This is a genomic window from Bradyrhizobium sp. SK17 (genome assembly GCF_002831585.1).
Classification (GTDB): Bacteria; Pseudomonadota; Alphaproteobacteria; order Rhizobiales; family Xanthobacteraceae; genus Bradyrhizobium.
Genome location: NZ_CP025113.1, coordinates 1,078,671 through 1,096,393 on the forward strand (window position 1 = coordinate 1,078,671; position 17,723 = coordinate 1,096,393).

Here is a 17,723-nt window from a genome sequence, read left to right on the forward strand (position 1 = left end):
GTCCGATCCGACAATCCTGTAACCCTGGTTCCGGGTTCAGGTTGACGACAACGGATTGAAGGGACGGCGGATACACGAAAGAGGCGCGGCCGTCGCGGATTGGCACGCAATTTCACCGGTCACGATGTGCATCGCGTGACAGGAATCGACAGCCGTCAGCCCGACAGGCGATCAAAGCCTGATGACGACCATGCCGAAGTAGCGGCCCTGGGCGGAATCTGCCAGCGCAAGCGTGGCCTGCTCCAGCCCGTCGATCACGATATGCGGTAGCGCAATGTCGCCGGCGCGGCACCAATCGGACAGACGGTCGAACCACTCGTCGCGTGCTTCCGGATTGTCGTCGGCGCTATAGCCGCGGATCGTGATCTTGCGCAGCAGGATCTGGGTGGAGTCCAGCGCCACGGGCGCCACACGCCCGGTTCCAGTCGTCGCAAGCTGCCCCGACAATGTCCCCGTGATGACGAAACGGGCGTTGTCGCGCGCAACGGTAACGGCGGCCTGCAACTGCTCGCCTCCCACATTGTCGAGAAAGACATCGATGCCGTCGGGCGCGGCCTCGCGCAATTGCGCGACGAAGGGTTTGTCGGTACCGCGGATCACGGCGGCGTCGTAGCCGAGTTCGGCGACCAACCGATCCGCTTTCGCCGATGCACTGGTACTGCCGATCACGCGCCCCGCGCCCAACAGACGAGCGATCTGCCCCGCCATCGAGCCAATCGCCCCCGCGGCGCTCGATATGAAAACGGTGTCGCCGGTACGGATCTGCGCGCCACGCGTCAGCGCTGCATAGGCAGTCCAGCCATGCCCGAGATAGCCGAGGTAACCGAGGGGATCGGGCAGCGGCATCCGCAACCTGATGCATTGCGCGGCCGGAACGGCAGCGAAATCGCGCCAGCCGAACATGTGCTGCACCATGTCACCCGGCGACAGGCCGCTGGTCGGCGGCGCCGTCACGACTTCGCCGATCGCCTCGCCGCGCAGCCCGTCGCCGGGACGCAGCGCCGGAAACGGGACCCCCGGCACATCCTCCGCCCCCTGGCTCACCATCTGGCGGAGCGAGGCCGAGACCAGGAACATGCGATTGCGCACCAGCACCTCGCCCGCACCTGCAACCGGCGGCGGCACCTCAACCAGCTCGAAATGCTGCGGTCCTGGCAGTCCCTCCGGCCTGATCTTCAGCCTGACCTCGCGCGCGATCTCCCGCATCATCAATATCCTTTGACTCGGTTGGTCCATCGGATGAAATGTGAGTACTTCGCTCACATTATTCACGGGGAGCCGCGCCTGACTACTCGCATTCCGAAACCGACGAGCACGATGCGGAAAGCGCCACGACAGGCCCGCTCGCGCGCCACCATCGAGGTCATCCTCGAGAGCGCGGCTCGCATTCTCGGCGAGCGCGGCTGGGCCGCGACGACCACCAACGCGGTTGCCGAGACGGCCGGCGTCAGCATCGGATCGCTGTATCAGTACTTCCCCAACAAGCTGGCGCTGGTCGAGGCGGTCCGGCGCCGTCACTTCGACGAGGTGCTTGCGGTGCTGCGCGCGTCGACCGACACGGCAACGCCTCGCGCGCGCCGCATCGCCGCGTTTGTCGACGGCATGATCACGGTGCATCGTCGGTTTCCCGCCGCGCACCGGGTGCTGCTCGAGGAAGCCCCGCGCGACGCGGCCAGCGAGGCCACGCATCGCCGGTTCGAGATGGAGTACCGGAAGGGATGCGACGCGTTCTTCATCGTCAATAGGCGAGGCAACGCCGCCGTGGATGCCGAGATCGCCGCGCAGGTTCTCGCGGCCGCCGTGGCCGGCGCCGTTCACGACGCGGCGCGGCTTGGATTGCTGGCCTCGCCGCCGTTCAGACGGGAGCTGATCGCGCTGGTCGAGTCCAGCCTGACCAGGCGGCGCGCCGCCGGATGAGGCGATGACGGCGCATCGCGATCTTCACAGCGCAACGGCGTTCTTCAGGCGCGAGGTGACCTGGTAGGCGGGCGATGTCAGCTGTTGGTACAGCCATGGCCGTGCGCGCGTGCCGCCGACCTCGTGCACGCCGTCGAACACCGCCATCTCGATCGAATGCGGATGACCTGACGACGCATAGACGGACTGCATTTCGGCGAACTTCTCGTCGCGTCCGAGTTCCGTCGTGTTTGCGGCGTCGCGATTGCCGATCTCGACGAACAGCGGACACGGACAGGTCAGGCACGCCAGCTCTGCGCCGGTATATTTGGCACGACCATTGCTGAAGTGGATGTAAGCCGCAAGCTCGATGCCGAGGTTCTTGCTGATCACGGGCGACATCAGAAACTTCTTCTCGTCACGCATGTATCCGGAGACGACGGTCGGCCGCATCCGGCCGGTGGCAGCCTCCAGATGGAGCGCGAGGAAGGCCCCCAGGACACTCCATAGACACCGACGTTCAGGCCGGATACCCCGGTCAATTTCCTGCAGACGATTTCGCCTGCGTCGATCGACGCGCACGACACGTTGTGCGCGGAGACGCCGTGAGATGCCAGCATCGCGGCGATATTGTTCTGACTCTCGAGATTCCCGATCTGGACGATGTAGGGACACCAGACGGCGTAACCGTCCTGGCACAGCTGCTTGCCGAGCGCGTTCATGTAGTCTTTGTCGGCATCATCGAAGCACCGCTCCGGCGTGCTCGCCATGCCATGGCCGAGCAGGATCAACCCCTTCAGCTCGCCATCGGGAACTCCGAGACATCCGCGCACCGGCACGCCACATTCCAGATCGAACTCGACCTTGACGACCGAGAACCCGTCGGCCGCGTCGCGCCACAAGATCCGCATGTCGTCGTGGGACGGGCGATAGAGCCGCCGCTCCCGGAACAGCGACCGCATCTCCCTTCGAATCTCGGGGCCGGTTGCCACCGCCCTCAGCCTTCCGCTCGCCGCGATGTCGAAGAACGACTGGCAAAACGTATCGTAGCCGAGCGCCGGCAGATCGATATTCGCACACGATCCCCGGCAGTGGCCGAGCACCAGCGCGTTGCCGGCAACCGAGGAGGGTCCAACCAGCGTCACCAATAGTCCGGAAAGCGCCCTGCGGCTGATCATCGGCCCTTCCTGCGAGTTCCATCGCGCTTCGAATGAACGACATCCGCTGAAGCGCGATGGGATCGGCTTGCGTCGTCGTCGCTCTCGCAAACTGGCGCGATGAATTGCTCGAACACAAATTAAAGGATGTTCATGGGCGCATGATCGCGAGCAGCGTTGCAGACGTGTCACGTTGGCCCGACGCATCGGCAATTTGACGCCGAATACGTTTCGTAACGCTTCCGAACGTTTCCAATTGTCGCGATTGCGAGGTGGAGATCGCGAGGTCGCGACCGCTCGAGCTCACTCGTCACGTCTCGATCGTCACGTCCAATACATCAGGTCCAATACATCAGGTCCAATACATCAGGTCTTGGGCTTGACCTCGGCGACCTTGGCATCGGCCGCCTTCGGCACGTCGCCGAAATCGAGCTTCTTCTGGAACCCGATCTGCACGTTCAATGCCCAGGGCTGGACCTCGTCGGGTCGCCGGACCTGCCGGACGGAGGCTCCCGCGGTGCCGATATATCCGTCGCCGAAATCGTGGGCGAAATCGAACCCGGTGAGAAACGTCGTGCTCCACAGGTCGGTGTTGAGGTAATCGTCACGGCGATAGCGCGTCAGCAGGCTGACGGCGTTTTTGTCGTCGAACTTGTAACTGACGGAAGCCTCGTGCGACAGCCCGACGTCGAGCGACGCGAACGACAGCGTGGTGTCCTGAATGGTCCGCGACGAACCGACGCCGAAGGTCCATGCCCCCGTCTGATACTTGACCTTGGCGGTGTAGAGCAGTTGCTTGACGTCGTCGAAATCGGTCGTGTCGTACCTGACGAAGTATGGCGACAGCGACCCTTCGACCTCGACGCCATTGGCCTTCACCGTCACGAACGCATTCGGCTGCACGATGTCATGGCTGCGATCGAGGCCGAACAGGTCGGTGGCGAGGTAGCTGACGCGCGACAGAGCGACGGACGAGCCGATCTCGCCGGTCGCGAACTTGTAGGCAAAGCCCGGCATGAACGTACGCGTCACGAAGTTCTCGTCCTGGGGCAGGAAGTCGCCGAGCGTGAAGATGTTGCGCTCGTTCAGCGAGTTGATGCCGGTGTCGACGTTGGCGAAGAACCTGAAGTCGGTGGTGTCGTACTCGACCCGGTTGCGCAGTTGCAGGCCGTGCGAGCGGCGCGCCCAGTTGTCGTCGACCGACGTCGTCAGCGTGGTGCGCAACGCCAGCTTCGGTGCAAGCTCGATCGCCCCGCTGGCGGCGATAATGGCGGTGGTGCTGGGCGCCGCAACGTTCGGATCGTATTGCGTGTCGGCGATCTTGACGTTGAGCCCGATGATGCCGTCCTGGAGCGAGCCACGCAGGTAATCGTAGTTGATCGTCTGCGTCGCGAACGGGCTGCCATGAGCCCCGAGAATGTCGGTCGGATTGGAATCATAACCCGTGCGCAGGCCGATCGAACCTGCATTGACCGCTACCGTCTCGGCCGCCGGAGCGGTCTGCGCAAGACCTGCGGAGACGCCGAACTGCGAAGCAACAACAACTGCCGCCAACAACGCACGCCGAATCATGCACCCGACCCTCCATGCGCAGGGTCGGCAATCATGATTAATCGGCCGTTAAATCAGCAATTTCTGGTTGATTTCACTCGTCCGAGCCTGCCGGCGCCCGTGCGTTTTTGATGGGATTATCAGTATCAATGAAGCCATCAGGGATTTTGATAACATGGTTAACGCTAAGTATTAGAGTAAAAAACCACTTCAAGTTGTAGTCGAATCCGGAGCGTGGATAGTGGCGGCCACCAAGCAACAGCTTGGCTCGATAACAACGGAGGAAGTCATGAAGAAGTATATCGTCGCCGTCGCTCTCGCCTCGCTCATGGCCTCGCCGGCCTTCGCTGGTGGCCCCCGTGGCGGTGGCGGTGGCCTGATCGGCTCCGTGCTGGCTCCGATCACGACCGCGGTCTCCGCGCTCAACGTCAACGCCCTCAACAACGTCAACGTGCTCGGTGGCGGTGTCAACGTCCTGAACGGCAACAAGACCAACGTGTCGGCCATCCTGCCGATCAGCCTCAAGAACACCAACATCCTGTCCGGCATCCTGGGCGGCGGTCGCTCGCACGGCTGCGGCTGCAACTAAGTGCCATTGTCGGGAGAGCACCGAGGTGCTCTCCCAACAGCTTCCCGCGAGAACCTCTCCGCGCTCCCCTAGCGCTTCGCGCCAATCCATCCTTTCCCAAACACGAACACCCCAGGCTTTCCTTCCCGCTCCGGATCGCATCACAGCGGTTGTCCGAGGCTGAGGTTCCGGTCATCATTCGGCAGATCCTGATTGCCTTGAGAGACCGGGAATGGTTGCCAGCATCGCCTTTGCCGAATTCCTGCGCGAGCAACTCGCGCCGCTTGGCCAGCTCACGATGCGGCGGATGTTCGGCAAGACCGGCGTATTCTGCGACGGCCTGATGCTCGGGATGGTTGCCGACAATTCGCCCTACGTGCGGGTCGACGATCGAAATCGCGAGACGTTCGCGGAGGCTGCGACGAGCCCTCCGCTCAACTATGCCAAGAACGGTACGACCATCGACCTGGCATTCTGGCGTGTGCCGGAGCGGCTGCTGGATGAACCCGACGAACTCGTCGCATGGGCGCAGGCCGGGCTGGCCGCCGCGCATCGGGTCGCCGCCAAGCGAGGACGAGCCACTGCGCCGGCGCGAAAATCGCGCGCAAAGCCGGCGAAACGCCGGACAGCGTCATGATGCCGTCGAGCGCCCCGGAATGGCCCGGACTCGTGAGCCGGGCGGAATTGCTCTACGCAATATTTCCGGGGTCGATGGGTTTGTCTACTGGGTAACATAGTGTCCTGGATGGCCGATGGCGAACGACCTGCACGAACATCTGATCGAACTGGCCTACGAGGCCGCAGTCCTCCCTGAGCTGTGGCCGGACGTCCTGCATCGGGTAGGCGGGATCGCCAAGGCGCGCGGTATCGTGCTGCTGACCGCAGCCCCGCACGACGTCCGCTGGGTCGCATCGCCCGACATGCACGAGGATACGGTCGCCTATGTCGAAGGCGGCTGGCACGAGCGCAATGGGCGGTTGCCGCGCCTGCTCGCGGCCAATCATGCCGGCTTCCTGCGCGACATCGACGTGTTCGATACGCCCGAGGAGGTCCAGCAGGATTTGCAGATCCGCGAGTTCTTCCGACCGCGCGGGCTCGGATGGGGTGCCGGCACCGCGATTCCGGTGCCGAGCGGCGATGTGCTGATCTACAGCGTCGAGCGCGAGTATCAGCACGGACCGATCGAGCGGGAGGCGATCGCGCAACTCGATGCACTGCGCCCGCATCTGGCGCGTGCCGCGCTGCTGTCGGCGCGGCTCGGGATGGAGCGCGCGAAAGCGGCCACCGGGTCGCTGGCGATGCTTGGCCTGCCCGCGGCGGTGCTGCGGCGCGGCGGCCGCCTGATGGCGGCGAACGCGCTGTTCGATCGGCTGGTGCCCGACGTGATGCAGGATCGCGCCGATCGCCTCGCGCTGGCGGCGACCGCCGCGGACTCGTTGTTCGCCCAGGCCTTGGCCGTGCTCGACCAGGGTCTCGTCAGCACGGAGGTCCGCTCGGTGCCGATCGCGGCGCATGACGATCGCCCGCCGTTGATCGTGCATCTGGTCCCGATCCACGGCGCGGCGCGCGACCTGTTCGACCGCGCGTCGGCGATCGTGATCGTGACGCCGGTGGTGCCGGCGGAAGTGCCCACCGCGGAAGTGTTGCAGGGCCTGTTCGACCTGACGCCGGCGGAAGCGCGCGTCGCGCGCGGCATCGGCGAGGGACGAACCGTCGAGGCGATCGCCGGCGCTTTCGGCATCTCCCGCGAGACCGTGCGCAACCAACTCAAGGCCGTGCTGGCGAAGACCGGGCTCGGCCGCCAGGTCGAGCTGGCCGGATTGCTCGCCGGGACAAAAATGCCGCCGGGTTCGACTGCCGGCTAGCGCGCGCGGCATCGAGGCATGGCCTCAAGCCTCGCTCAGGCGCGCCTGGAAGAAGCCCGCAACGCGGCTGACGGCATCGGCGGTCATTGGATCATTGTCGGCAAAGTCGAAACCGTGCGCCTTGCCCTTGTACCTTACGATCTCCGCCGCCGCGCCGACCGACTTGCCGAGCTTGACGAGATCCTCACCGCTGGCAAGCGGCACGTTGCGGTCGGCATCACCGTGCAATTCGATCAGCGGCGGCAGGTGCTTGACCTGCGGCGCGATCTTGTCGGGCATGCCGCCATACAGCACGGCCAACGCGGACACCCGCGCGTCGCGGGCCGCCGCGGCCGCGGCGACATAGCCGCCGAGCGAGAAGCCGAGCAGTCCGACCCGGCCGGAACTGTCCGCGCCCGCCAGCACCGCGGACAAAGCCGACGAAACCCGCGCGGCCCAGACATCGAAGCGCCCCGCCTCGTAGACCTCGCGGCGCGCGCTCGTCTGCATCGCCGCGAAGGCCTGCTCGTCGGCCGGCGTATAGTAACGAACGAAATAGGTGTCGATGCCGTCAGCCGTCAGTGCGTCGGCATAACGCTGATAGGCCCGCGGCCTGAGATCGAAGCCGCGCGAGCCGTGCAGCACGAGCACGGCCGGCCGCTTGCCGGGACGCGCTGCGGCGAAACGATTGAGGGTTACGCGGCCTTCATCGGCGTCGACGCTCAGCGTCTCGGACGTCGCAGCGGCAAGCGAAGGTGTCGCCGCCAGCAGGGCAAGGCCGCCAAGCAGGCTCCGTCGGCTGATCGCTGGCATCGAAACCTCGCTTCGACTGCGGCCTTCGCTTCGGCCGGGCGGTGCCGCTATATCATGCCGAACAACGCGACCGGTAGGGTCGTTCATCGGGCTCGTCTCCGGGCATCGCGAAAGGATCGCATGTTCAAATGGCACCGGTTGCGCTAGTGATAGCTCCCTTCCCTCCCTGCGCCCGTCCGGCGCATGTCCAGTCAATGAGTGTATCTGAATGGCCGAAGCCGACCTCGACGCCGTCATCCGGCAAACCGCAAGAACCCAGACCAAGGCCGTGATGGCGGCGGCCAAGAAGCGCCAGGCCGTCTGGGTTGCGCGCGCGGCCAAAGCCAAGGACAAGGAGACCAAGGCGCGCTTCCGCTTCCTCGCCAAGAGCACCATGCTGAACGCGACCGCGACCGCCAAGCGGTTGCAGAACTCGGCCGAGAACGCCGCCGACGCCTATGCCCGGGCCATGAAGAAGGCGATGGAAGAACCGCCGCCGGCCAAGCCGCCAAAGAAGAAGGCAGATGCCTGAAGGAGCGCGCATGCTCACGGTTCACCATCTCGGCAAGTCACAATCGGAGCGGATCGTCTGGCTGTGCGAGGAGCTGGAGATTCCCTACGAGCTGAAATGCTATGCGCGCGATCCGGTCACGATCCTCGCGCCGGCCGACTACAAGGCGCTGCACCCGATCGGCGCCGCGCCCGTCATCACCGATGGCGATCTGGTGCTCGCCGAATCCGCCGCTGTCGTCGAGTATATCGTCGCCAGGTACGGCGATGGACGCCTGACGCTGAAGTCCGATCATCCTGATTTCGCACCGTTCCTGTACTGGTTCCACTTCGCCAACGGCACGCTACAGGCGCAGATGGGCCGCAGCATGATCCTGAACCGCCTCAACCTCGCGGCCGACAATCCGATGCTGGTGGCGACCCGGGCACGGGTCGACCGCTCGTTCGATCTGATCGAGGCCCGGGTGCGCGACGCGCGCTATCTCGCAGGCGACGAATTCACCACCGCCGACATCATGATCGGCTTCTCGCTCACGACCATGCGCTACTTCCTGCCCTATGACCTCGGCCGCTGCCCCAACATCAGGAACTATCTCGGCCGCATCGCCGCGCGCCCGGCCTATCAGCGCGCGATGCAGAAGGGCGATCCGGGCATGGCGCTGCTGCTGACGTGAGGCCGTGATGCCGCGCTATGTCGCCCTGTTGCGAGCAGTCAATGTCGGCGGCACCGGCAAGCTGCCGATGCCGGAGCTGAAGGCGATGTGCGTCGCCGAAGGGTTCGCCGACGTGCAGACCTACATCGCAAGCGGCAACGTCGTGTTCTCCTCGAAGCTCGGCGCGGCCAAGGTCAAGGCCGCGCTGGAGCAGCGGCTGCACGCCTATGCCGGCAAGCCGGTCGGCGTCATCGTCAGGAGCGCGGACGAGATCGCCGCGGTGCTGAAAGCCAATCCGTTCCCGAAGGAGCCGCCGAATTTGACGGTCGCGATCTTCCTCGACGCGCCGCCGCCCAAGGATGCCTTGAAGGATATCAAGGGCCAGCAGGACGAGCAGGTGCGGCTCGGCAAACGCGAGATCTACGTCGCCTTTGGCGGCGGCATGGGTCGCTCCAAGCTGAAGATCGCCGCCGCCGCGAGCGGCACAGCGCGCAATATCAACACCATCGCGAAGCTCGCCGAGTTGGCGGCAGGTGACTAGCCAGTTGCCTCAAAGCCCGTCATCCTGAGGAGCCTGCGCAGCAGGCGTCTCGAAGGATCGACGGCCCCGCCGGTGGCCGTACATCCTTCGAGGCTCGCCCAGCGCTGCAAGGCTCGCACCTCAGAATGACGGCTCAGGTGCTTCGGCGCGCGGATAGGTACTGCGCCGGCTAGCGCTCGTGCACGACAAATCCTTCGGCACCGAGCCTGGCCAGCACGGCCTCAAGGTGAGCGCGGTCGCGGGTTTCAATCACGAGCTCGAGCAGCGTCGCCTTGGCCGGCAGATCGGAGAAGGTGCGCTGATGCGAGACCTCGATGATGTTGGCACCGGCATCGGCAAGCAGGATCGACACCGCCGCGAGCTGTCCGGGCCGGTCGATGATGTCGAGCGCGAGCTGGGTCAGCCGTCCCTCGCGCGCGAGCTCGCGGGTCAGGACCGAGGCGATCAGCCTGGTGTCGATATTGCCGCCGGTCAGCACCAGGCCGACATTGCGGCCAGCAAAGCGCTCGGGTGCGGCAAGCACCGCGGCCAAGCCCGCGGCGCCGGCGCCCTCGACCACGGTCTTCTCGATCGAGATCAGGGTCGCGACCGCGCGCTCGATCTGGTCCTCGCTGACCAGCAGAATATCGTCGACGAGTTCTCGGACGATCGTCGTCGTGATCTGCCCGGGTGCCTTGACCGCGATGCCTTCGGCAAGCGTGTCGCCGCGCATCGGCAGCTGCTCGCCACGGACGGCATTGTACATCGAGGGATAGAGCTGGGCCTGCACGCCGACGATCTGCAACGACGGCTTCAGCGCCTTGGCGGCCGTGGCGATGCCGGAGATCAACCCGCCACCGCCGATCGGCACCACCAGGATGTCGAGCTCCGGCACGGCTTCGAGCATCTCGAGCCCGATCGTGCCCTGGCCGGCGATGATCAGCGGATCGTCATAGGGGTGGATCAGGATCAGGCCGCGCTGCGCGGCATGCGTGCTGACGAACGCGAAGCACTCCTCCAGCGTCTGACCGGTGATGATGACCTCGGCGCCGTGCCGCCGGGTGTTCTCGATCTTCACCATCGGGGTGCCGACCGGCATCACGATGGTGGCCGGGATACCGAGCCGCTTGGCGTGATAGGCTACGCCCTGGGCATGATTGCCGGCCGACATCGCGATCACGCCGCGCTTGCGCTCGTCCGGCGAGAGCGCCTGCAGGCGATTCAGCGCCCCGCGCTCCTTGAAGGTCGCGGTGAATTGCAGGTTCTCGAATTTGAGGAACAGGCGGCAGCCGCAAATCTCGCCGAGCGTGCGGCTCTCGTTGCACGCCGTGACCATGACCGCGCCCTTGATGACATCGGCGGCACGGCGCACGTCGGCGAGGGTGACGGCAGGCGGATTGGAAGGATGCGGCATCTGGTTTCGCTTTGGACCGTTTCGTGAGACGGAACCTAGCGGGTTTCGATGCCGAAGACGACCGCGCTATCGCGCGGTCAACACCTGTTCCGCCGGCTTGGCCGGCGCGGCCTGCTCGACGTCATCGCATTTCAGGCATACCAGCGCGGTACGGAAATGCTTGTCGAGCACAATGGTTCGCGTCCTGCCGCACTGGCAGCGCATCGGCTTATCCATGGAAGATCGGCCCGGTTCGAGATGCAAGGAAAGCGTCGAGGAAAGCGTGCGCTTAGCTAGCCCGGTCCGGTTAACCTAATATGACTTGCGAGCGGAAAATTTGTCGCGCCGGAAGCCGCTTCACGCGTTTGCGGATCATGCTTCAGAAGAAGGCGACACTGAGGTCGAGACCATAGCTGGCCCTGAGAATCGCGACGAACACCACGGCCGAGGCCAGCAGCAGGAGATGCCGGACGACATTGCTCCGAAGCGAATTGGCAGGAAACGCACGCGCAATCGATTGAGCCAAGGCAGTCATTCGCGACCTCCAGAACCACGTCCCGAAGTTAGGTCGCGTACAATGCTGTGAGGTTCAACGCGGCTCGCGGGACGGCTGGCGGCGCACCGTGACGCTCTGCTCGGGATCGGGCTGTGGCCGCGTCCGGTTCCGGAAGCGGTGACCGACCACGATCAACGTGCCCTCGGCGCGAACCGGAGTTTCGGCCGATGGTGCGGGCGGCAGATTGTCCTGCGTGACGGCCTCGAGCGCGGCAAGGAACGCGCGTCCGGCCGGTGTGATCTCCCAACCTTCGACGTCACGCAGCAAATAGCCGTTACCGAAGATGTCGAGTTCGGGAACCCGCGACGCCAGGCGCTTGATCCGCGCATGCCAATCGTCGCCGCTCGATGAGAGGATAGCAAGGTCGTGCTTCAGTGAGTCGAGTGTGGCTCTTCCGCTGACGTGACTGGCCAATATTTTTAGAATCGCAATCTGTATGCTCAACTCGAAGCCTCGACCGCCACGGTTCTTTTTGTTCTGCGCAGCCGATCTGGAAATTATCGCGCTGATGACTCCGACGTCCAGTCATCAGCGCCAGTTATCCAGAGCCGGAATGACGGTATGAACTTACGCCGCGCGGGACGATCCGACGTGGCGCTCGGGCCGATGCGACGACATCGATTCCTCTTCGCCATCCTGCGGCGCGCCCCAGAACTCCCGCACCGTCGGGCCGTCCTTCAGCCTGCGGTCGCGCAGGAAGCCGAGAATTTCGTGCGGCCAGACCCGGCGTCCCATCTGCGTGTACCAGCGCATCGCATGCCGCAGCCCGGCGTCGCGATGCAGCAGCACGCGCAGCAGGGCCTTCGGCCGGCATTGCAGCACCATCTCGGTGAACTTGAACCAGAGCAGCACGCGCCATGGCGGCATGTACCGGGTCGCGAGCACCTGATGCTTGTAGTCCCAGAGTCTGCGATCGGTCTGGATCACGCGTCGCTCTGCCGCGAGACGGAAATACGGCGTCCAGCGATGCGGCGTGACGTAGAGCATCTGGATCTGATCCGGATCGTAGGAGAGCAACTGCCGCAGGCCGCGCCAGTGATCGCGATCGGTCTCCTCCTCGAAGCCGACCACCCAGGTCGCCATCGACAGGATGCCGTGTTGGCGCATCAGCCTGATAGCCTCGCGGTCCGTCGTGGTGGTGGCGCCCTTGCGGATCAGCTCCAGCGTCTTCTCGTCGGTGTTCTCCATGCCGAGCAGGAAGCGCTGCCAGCCGGCCTTCTTGTAGAGATGCAGAATGTCGGCATCGCGGACGATATCGTCGGCGCGAGTCGATCCGACCAGGATCAGATCGACATTCTCCGCGATCAGCGCCTCGAGGAAGGTCCGCCAGGCTTTCTTCGAGACGGTCGGATTCTCGTCGGCGAAGTTGATCACCTTGACGCCGTGCTCGCGGTGCAGCCGCGCCAGCTCGCTGGCGAAGCGCACGGGATCGCGGTGCCGCCATCGCGTCCAGAAGCCGCGTTGGCCGCAGTAGTTGCAGAGATGCGGACAGCCGCGCGAGAACTGCACGACGACGGCCCGCAGCCCGCCCCAATAGCTGTAGCGCGCGTGGTCGATCAATTCCCAGCCGATCCGATAGGCATCGAGGTCGCGGATCACGGGCGCGGGCGGCGTGACGCGCGGCCCATAATCGTCGCGGAATGCGATGCCGTTGATGATGCGGAGATCGCCGCCGGTCTCCAATGCCCGCATCAGTTGGCGCGCGGTCTCCTCGCCTTCGCCGCGCACGATCGCGGTGACGTAACGCTCCTCGCGCAGGATGTCGCGCCAGTGATAGGTCGGAAACACGCCGCCATAGACGATCCGCACGTTCGGCAGGGCCTTGACGATCGCCTGCGCCACCTCGGTGATGACAGGATGGCCCGAGGTCGAACCGGAATGACCGAACAGGACGGCATCAGGTGAAAATCGCGATGCTTCCGCCACGATGGCCGTGAGCGGCATCGGCCCGAACTCGGCATCGACGAGAGCAACGTCGTGACCGTCGTCGATCAGGGGACCACCGATCGACAGCAGGCCGAGCGGCGGCAGATGGTCGTCGGGAATCCGGCTGCCGATTGCCGGATGCGGCACGTTGATGAGAAGTATGCGCATGGATGATCGCTCCCGCTTTGGTTGGCGTGATCGTTCGTCCCCGCATCTTGTGATGGAGAGCCCAACCCCCCGGCCGGGCTTTGGAAGAGAATGGAAGGCGCGGCCTGCCGCGCTAGAGATTCGCAACCTCCGCCGGCGCGATCGCGGTCAGCCCGCCGAAGCGGCGCTCGCGACGATGGAAGGAGGCGAGCGCGTCGGCGAGATCGTGGGCATCGAACTCGGGCCACATCCGCTCGGTGAAATGCAGCTCGGCATAGGCGCCTTCCCAGAGCAGGAAGTCCGACAGCCGCTTCTCGCCCGAGGTGCGGATGATCAGGTCGACATCGCGCAGGCCGACTTCGCCGGTGATCAGGTCAGCGAAGCTCTCACGGCTCAACTGACCGGCACCGGCGGCGCGCGCCGCGGCGTTCAGGATCGCATCGCGCGCCGAATAGTCGATCGCAATGCGCAGATGCAGCGTGGTGCCGTCGGCGGTCGCGGCCTCGGCGCGCCCGATCGCGTTGGCAATGCCGTCGGGCAAGCGGTCGCGGCGGCCGATCACGGTGAGGCGGACGCCATTGCGCACCAGTGCGGCGATCTCGTTGGCGAGATAGAACCGCAGCAGCCCCATCAGCGCGGTGACTTCTGCCTTCGGACGACGCCAATTGTCGCTCGAGAACGCATAGAGCGTCAGCGTGCCGACGCCCTGGTCCGGCGCGGCTTCGACGATGCGGCGGATCGCCTCGACGCCGGCCTCGTGGCCGCGCAGCCGCGACAGGCCGCGCCGCGTCGCCCAACGGCCATTGCCGTCCATGATGATGCCGACATGCAGCCGCGCGGCGGCCACCGGCTCGAGTGCGACATTACTTTGCATTACAAAGTCTCCGGTCAAAAAACGGGATGATCAAATCGGCTGGATACCGAACCGGCCGGACGTTCCGTCGTCCTTGCCGGCGGTCTTTTCGGCGGTGCCGGCAGCCTTGGCCGCATCGCGGACCAATTGCTCGAGCACGGCGAGATAATCGAGGAAGCGGCGGCGGCCGCTCTTGGTCAACCGGCAGCTGGTGTGTGGGCGATTGCCTTCATAGCCCTTGATGACGTCGACGAGGCCGGCCTCCTGCAACACCTGCAAATGCCGGCTGAGATTACCGTCGGTCAGCCCGCAGAGCTGCTTGAGATCGGCGAAGGCGAGCCCCTTCGGATGCGCCATCAACGAGGTCAACAGTCCGAGCCGCGCCTTCTCATGGATGACGCGGTCGAGGCCATCATAGGCGAATGGCGCGGTGGTCACGTCAGTCTTCGGCATCATTGTCTCCGGATGCGAAATACAACAGTGCCGCGAGCAGCAACTGGCCGATCGCGAACGGCAGTCCCATGGTCCAGGGCGACAGCGCGTGGCTCTGGCTTGCGATCAGCAGCACCGTGAAGCCCGACAGGAAATACCAAGCGCCACCGAGCGCGATCGTGCGCGGCAGCAGCCGGACCGAGGCGAACACGCCGAGGCTGACCAGCACCTGCCACAGGCCGGGCAGCATCCACAGCGTCTCCGGCGCGAATTTCCATTGCAGGATCGCCAGCAGCACGCCGGCGATAGCAGCCGGCACGAACTGCTCGATCGCCTGTTGCACCATGGCGTCGGCAAGGCCGGAATGATGCCGCCGCGAACGCGCCTGCATTTCGATCCAGATAAGCACCGCCGACAGCAGGGCGGCCGCCGCCCAGCCCGCGAGGAACGCGATCGGATGGCCGGTCGGATCGGCAAGCCAGAGATGTTGGGCGAGCGCGGTGACGAATGCGATGCCGCTGGTGGCGGCGACGGTCGCCGGACCATAGCCGCGGAACGCGGTTCCTGCCGCAATCTGATTGCGGATCGCGAGGATGTCGGCCAACGCCTTGTCGAGGTCGCGCATGATTCGCCCGAACTTTGTATTGCAAAGTATACGGGATTACCAAGTAAAGGCAAGCGCCATCGCGCTGGTCGCCGCGCGGGATGCTTAATGGACGGTTACTGCGCGAATTGCGGCGGAAGCGTGCCGCCTCACACCTTCACCAGGCTGGCGAAGCCGCCATAGATCATCCGCTTGACGTCGAACGGCACGGTGTTCGGGTTCATCGTCGGTGACAGACGAGGATCGGCCATCACCTTGGCGTTGATCCGGTCGCGCTGGGCGCGCGACTTGTAGGTGATCCAGGCGAACACGACGGTTTCGCCCGGCTTCAGCTTCACGCTTTGCGGAAACGACGTCAGCTTGCCCCGCTTGACGTCGTCGGCGACCCATTCGCGATAATCCAGCGCGCCATATTCGCGCCAGACCTTGCCGGCCTTCTTCGAGAGCTGAGCATAGGCTTTGAGTTTCTTCTTCGGCACCGCGACGACGAAACCATCGACGTAAGGCATTTGGGCTTCCCTGTTCCATTTGGTCGTCACTGCGAAGGGCGAAGCAACGAAGCAATCCTGCGCTTGCAGCGCAACGGATTGCTTCGCTGAACCTGTCATCGGACGCGCATTGGCGCGACGGATGGCTCGCAATGACCGCGCATGACGCGTTGCGCGTCAGCTGTGACAGCAGGATGCCTGAACCGGCGCCGGTTGGTACTGGTCACGTAGCCGCACCCAATCCATCGGATAGGGCAACCCCTCCTCGTGGCGGCCGAGTGGCGTCAGGTCGAGATAGTGATAGGCCGCATTCATCATGTCGAGGCCGCGCGAATAGGTCGAATAAGTGTGGAAGATCGCGCCGTCCTGGTCGCGATAGAACACGCTGACGCCCGGGGCCTCCTCACTGCCGAACGGCGTGGTGCCGTAATTGTAGAGCGTCGCGCCGGACTTCAGCTGCTCAGGCGAGAAGGTGACCGCATAATCGTAGTTGAAGTCGTTGGCGCCCGACGACACCCAGTCGAAGGTCCAGCCCATCCGCTGCTTGAACGCCTCGAGCTTGGCCAGCGGCGCCCGCGAGATCGCGACCATCGTGGTGTCGCGCGCGGCCAGGTGCGGCACCATGCGCTCGAAACCATCGACCCAGAACGAGCAGCTCTTGCATGCCGCGTCCCATTCGGGTGCGAACATCACGTGCTGCACCACGAGCTGCGGCCTGCCCCTGAAGAGATCGCCGAGCCTCACCTTGCCTTCAGGCCCATCGAACACATAGTCCTTGTCGACCTTGACCCAGGGCAATTCGCGGCGCTGCCGGCTCACCGCTTCGCGGGCCTGGGTGAGCTCCTTCTCGCTGGCCATCAGTGCCTTGCGGGCTGCGATCCACTCGTCGCGCGAAACGATCTTGTGCTGTTGCATGAGATGCTCCTTTGCAGATCAGGCGTCGACATATTGTTGCAGGTTGCCGAGGGATTCGCTCCAGCCGCGCCTGTGGTTGTCGCGCGCGGTTTCGTCTGTGAACTGGGCGTGATGGAAGGTGAGCAGCGTGCCGCCGGCGTCCGGCTTGATCGACACCGTCACCTCGGACTCGCGCTCGGGGGTCGAGTGCCAGGCCCAGCTGAACACCAGTCTTTCGTTCGGCACCACCTCGCGATAGACGCCGCCGACCTCGTGATGTTCGCCGCTCATCCCGGTGAATCTGATCCGGTAGCGTCCGCCGACGCGGACGTCGAGTTCGGCCTGTGTCGTGCCGGGCTTGAGCTCGCCGGGACCGAACCAGTGCACTAGGTTTTCCGGCTCGATCCACGCGGCGTAGACTTTTTCCGGCCGCGCGCGGAGATGCCGCGTGAGGGTGAGGCTTGGCCGCGCGGACTCTGGGCGAGCGGCAAGATCGGCTGCGGCTGCGGATTTTTCGGCCGGTTTACTGACCATGGGTCTTCCTCCACAAAAGCTGCAAGGCGGTCGAGATTGTCGGACCAGAATTGCGCATAGCGATTGAGCCAGTTCATCGCCTGCTCCATCGGCCTGGCAGTGAGCCGGCAGGCCACCGTGCGTCCGGTCTTCTCGCGCGCGACGAGACCCGCATCCGTGAGTACGTCGAGATGCTTCATGATCGCGGGCAACGACATCGCGAATGGCTGCGCCAGCTCGCTCACCGACAGGCCGTCCTGCTCGCCGAGCCGCGCCAGCAGCGCGCGGCGGGTGGGATCGGACAGCGCGGCAAAGGTGCGGTCCAGCGCTTCGTCTTGATACTTAACCATACGGTTTACTATAAGCGCAAACCGCGCCGCGTCAAGCGCGCGGCTTCACGATCGCGTCAGGATGGGGCAGGGCGAC

24 protein-coding genes are annotated in these 17,723 nt (G+C 64.8%); 7 read left to right on the forward strand and 17 right to left on the reverse strand.

What is annotated here, in order from left to right; translation table 11 throughout:
* Positions 1-171 precede the first annotated feature (171 nt).
* Positions 172-1,209 (reverse strand): NADP-dependent oxidoreductase, encoded by a 1,038-nt coding sequence (locus CWS35_RS04945; RefSeq protein WP_210202770.1) that lies wholly within the window; start codon positions 1,207-1,209, stop codon positions 172-174.
* Positions 1,210-1,317: 108 nt separating this feature from the next.
* Here CWS35_RS04945 and CWS35_RS04950 point away from each other — a divergent pair, with 108 nt between their 5' ends.
* Entirely contained in the window at positions 1,318-1,917 is a 600-nt protein-coding gene (locus CWS35_RS04950) for a TetR/AcrR family transcriptional regulator (protein ID WP_168226270.1), read from the forward strand.
* A 24-nt stretch (positions 1,918-1,941) separates the two neighbouring features.
* Here CWS35_RS04950 and CWS35_RS04955 read toward each other — a convergent pair whose 3' ends face one another.
* The 3 genes from CWS35_RS04955 to CWS35_RS04965 form a co-directional block, all read right to left on the reverse strand.
* Complete coding sequence (locus CWS35_RS04955; RefSeq protein ID WP_100951089.1) at positions 1,942-2,298, reverse strand: hypothetical protein; 357 nt, start codon at positions 2,296-2,298, stop codon at positions 1,942-1,944.
* Positions 2,298-3,074, reverse strand: a complete 777-nt coding sequence (locus CWS35_RS04960; protein ID WP_100951091.1) for a hypothetical protein — start codon at positions 3,072-3,074, stop codon at positions 2,298-2,300. Before CWS35_RS04960 ends, CWS35_RS04955 begins: the two co-directional genes overlap by 1 nt.
* 345 nt (positions 3,075-3,419) lie before the next feature.
* Positions 3,420-4,607: a hypothetical protein gene (locus CWS35_RS04965; protein WP_157817075.1), complete on the reverse strand. Its 1,188-nt coding sequence runs from the start codon at positions 4,605-4,607 to the stop codon at positions 3,420-3,422.
* A gap of 286 nt (positions 4,608-4,893) precedes the next feature.
* Here CWS35_RS04965 and CWS35_RS04970 point away from each other — a divergent pair, with 286 nt between their 5' ends.
* The 3 genes from CWS35_RS04970 (at position 4,894) to CWS35_RS04980 (ending at position 7,037) form a co-directional block, all read left to right on the forward strand.
* Complete coding sequence (locus tag CWS35_RS04970; protein WP_024584519.1) at positions 4,894-5,193, forward strand: hypothetical protein; 300 nt, start codon at positions 4,894-4,896, stop codon at positions 5,191-5,193.
* 211 nt (positions 5,194-5,404) lie between these two features.
* Positions 5,405-5,809, forward strand: a complete 405-nt coding sequence (locus tag CWS35_RS04975; protein ID WP_100951095.1) for a TfoX/Sxy family protein — start codon at positions 5,405-5,407, stop codon at positions 5,807-5,809.
* A gap of 115 nt (positions 5,810-5,924) precedes the next feature.
* Positions 5,925-7,037, forward strand: a complete 1,113-nt coding sequence (locus tag CWS35_RS04980; protein WP_100951097.1) for a helix-turn-helix transcriptional regulator — start codon at positions 5,925-5,927, stop codon at positions 7,035-7,037.
* A gap of 24 nt (positions 7,038-7,061) precedes the next feature.
* On the opposite strand, the gene CWS35_RS04985 is transcribed toward CWS35_RS04980, so the two are convergent.
* Positions 7,062-7,829, reverse strand: coding sequence for a dienelactone hydrolase family protein (locus tag CWS35_RS04985; RefSeq protein ID WP_100951099.1), 768 nt, complete (start codon positions 7,827-7,829; stop codon positions 7,062-7,064).
* A 208-nt stretch (positions 7,830-8,037) separates the two neighbouring features.
* On the opposite strand from CWS35_RS04985, the gene CWS35_RS04990 reads away from it, so the two are divergent.
* Genes CWS35_RS04990 through CWS35_RS05000 form a run of 3 tightly spaced genes read left to right on the forward strand, consistent with a single transcriptional unit; the run spans position 8,038 to position 9,512 of the window.
* Positions 8,038-8,340, forward strand: a complete 303-nt coding sequence (locus CWS35_RS04990) for a hypothetical protein (RefSeq protein WP_035637036.1) — start codon at positions 8,038-8,040, stop codon at positions 8,338-8,340.
* A 10-nt stretch (positions 8,341-8,350) separates the two neighbouring features.
* Positions 8,351-8,992, forward strand: a complete 642-nt coding sequence (locus CWS35_RS04995) for a glutathione S-transferase family protein (RefSeq protein WP_024584523.1) — start codon at positions 8,351-8,353, stop codon at positions 8,990-8,992.
* Between the two features lie 7 nt (positions 8,993-8,999).
* On the forward strand, positions 9,000-9,512 hold the full coding sequence (locus CWS35_RS05000) for a DUF1697 domain-containing protein (RefSeq protein WP_100951101.1): 513 nt from the start codon (positions 9,000-9,002) through the stop codon (positions 9,510-9,512).
* 169 nt (positions 9,513-9,681) lie between these two features.
* Here the strand turns inward: CWS35_RS05000 and CWS35_RS05005 are convergent, their stop codons facing one another.
* From CWS35_RS05005 to CWS35_RS05055, 12 genes are all read right to left on the reverse strand, one after another.
* Complete coding sequence (locus tag CWS35_RS05005) at positions 9,682-10,905, reverse strand: threonine ammonia-lyase (RefSeq protein WP_024584525.1); 1,224 nt, start codon at positions 10,903-10,905, stop codon at positions 9,682-9,684.
* Between the two features lie 66 nt (positions 10,906-10,971).
* Positions 10,972-11,121: a hypothetical protein gene (locus tag CWS35_RS38805; RefSeq protein ID WP_157817076.1), complete on the reverse strand. Its 150-nt coding sequence runs from the start codon at positions 11,119-11,121 to the stop codon at positions 10,972-10,974.
* Between the two features lie 142 nt (positions 11,122-11,263).
* Positions 11,264-11,419, reverse strand: a complete 156-nt coding sequence (locus CWS35_RS05010; protein WP_168200196.1) for a response regulator — start codon at positions 11,417-11,419, stop codon at positions 11,264-11,266.
* A 54-nt stretch (positions 11,420-11,473) separates the two neighbouring features.
* Positions 11,474-11,884, reverse strand: coding sequence for an aminoacyl-tRNA deacylase (locus CWS35_RS05015; RefSeq protein WP_245438878.1), 411 nt, complete (start codon positions 11,882-11,884; stop codon positions 11,474-11,476).
* A 123-nt stretch (positions 11,885-12,007) separates the two neighbouring features.
* A complete protein-coding gene (gene bchE, locus CWS35_RS05020) occupies positions 12,008-13,534 on the reverse strand; it encodes a magnesium-protoporphyrin IX monomethyl ester anaerobic oxidative cyclase (protein WP_100951105.1) in 1,527 nt (508 codons plus the stop codon).
* A gap of 112 nt (positions 13,535-13,646) precedes the next feature.
* Positions 13,647-14,387 carry a di-trans,poly-cis-decaprenylcistransferase gene (locus tag CWS35_RS05025; protein ID WP_100951107.1) on the reverse strand — a complete coding sequence of 247 codons (741 nt, stop codon included), beginning with the start codon at positions 14,385-14,387 and terminating at the stop codon, positions 13,647-13,649.
* 30 nt (positions 14,388-14,417) lie between these two features.
* Entirely contained in the window at positions 14,418-14,819 is a 402-nt protein-coding gene (locus CWS35_RS05030) for a transcriptional regulator (RefSeq protein ID WP_245438879.1), read from the reverse strand.
* Positions 14,806-15,423: a hypothetical protein gene (locus tag CWS35_RS05035; RefSeq protein ID WP_024584531.1), complete on the reverse strand. Its 618-nt coding sequence runs from the start codon at positions 15,421-15,423 to the stop codon at positions 14,806-14,808. The genes CWS35_RS05030 and CWS35_RS05035 overlap by 14 nt, the downstream gene beginning before the upstream one ends.
* A 128-nt stretch (positions 15,424-15,551) precedes the next feature.
* Entirely contained in the window at positions 15,552-15,911 is a 360-nt protein-coding gene (locus CWS35_RS05040; RefSeq protein ID WP_100956042.1) for a DUF1428 domain-containing protein, read from the reverse strand.
* Positions 15,912-16,067: 156 nt separating this feature from the next.
* Positions 16,068-16,805, reverse strand: a complete 738-nt coding sequence (locus tag CWS35_RS05045) for a thioredoxin family protein (protein ID WP_100951110.1) — start codon at positions 16,803-16,805, stop codon at positions 16,068-16,070.
* A gap of 18 nt (positions 16,806-16,823) precedes the next feature.
* Positions 16,824-17,171: an SRPBCC domain-containing protein gene (locus CWS35_RS05050; protein WP_024584534.1), complete on the reverse strand. Its 348-nt coding sequence runs from the start codon at positions 17,169-17,171 to the stop codon at positions 16,824-16,826.
* Complete coding sequence (locus CWS35_RS05055) at positions 17,171-17,647, reverse strand: helix-turn-helix transcriptional regulator (protein ID WP_100951112.1); 477 nt, start codon at positions 17,645-17,647, stop codon at positions 17,171-17,173. Before CWS35_RS05055 ends, CWS35_RS05050 begins: the two co-directional genes overlap by 1 nt.
* Positions 17,648-17,723: the final 76 nt, after the last annotated feature.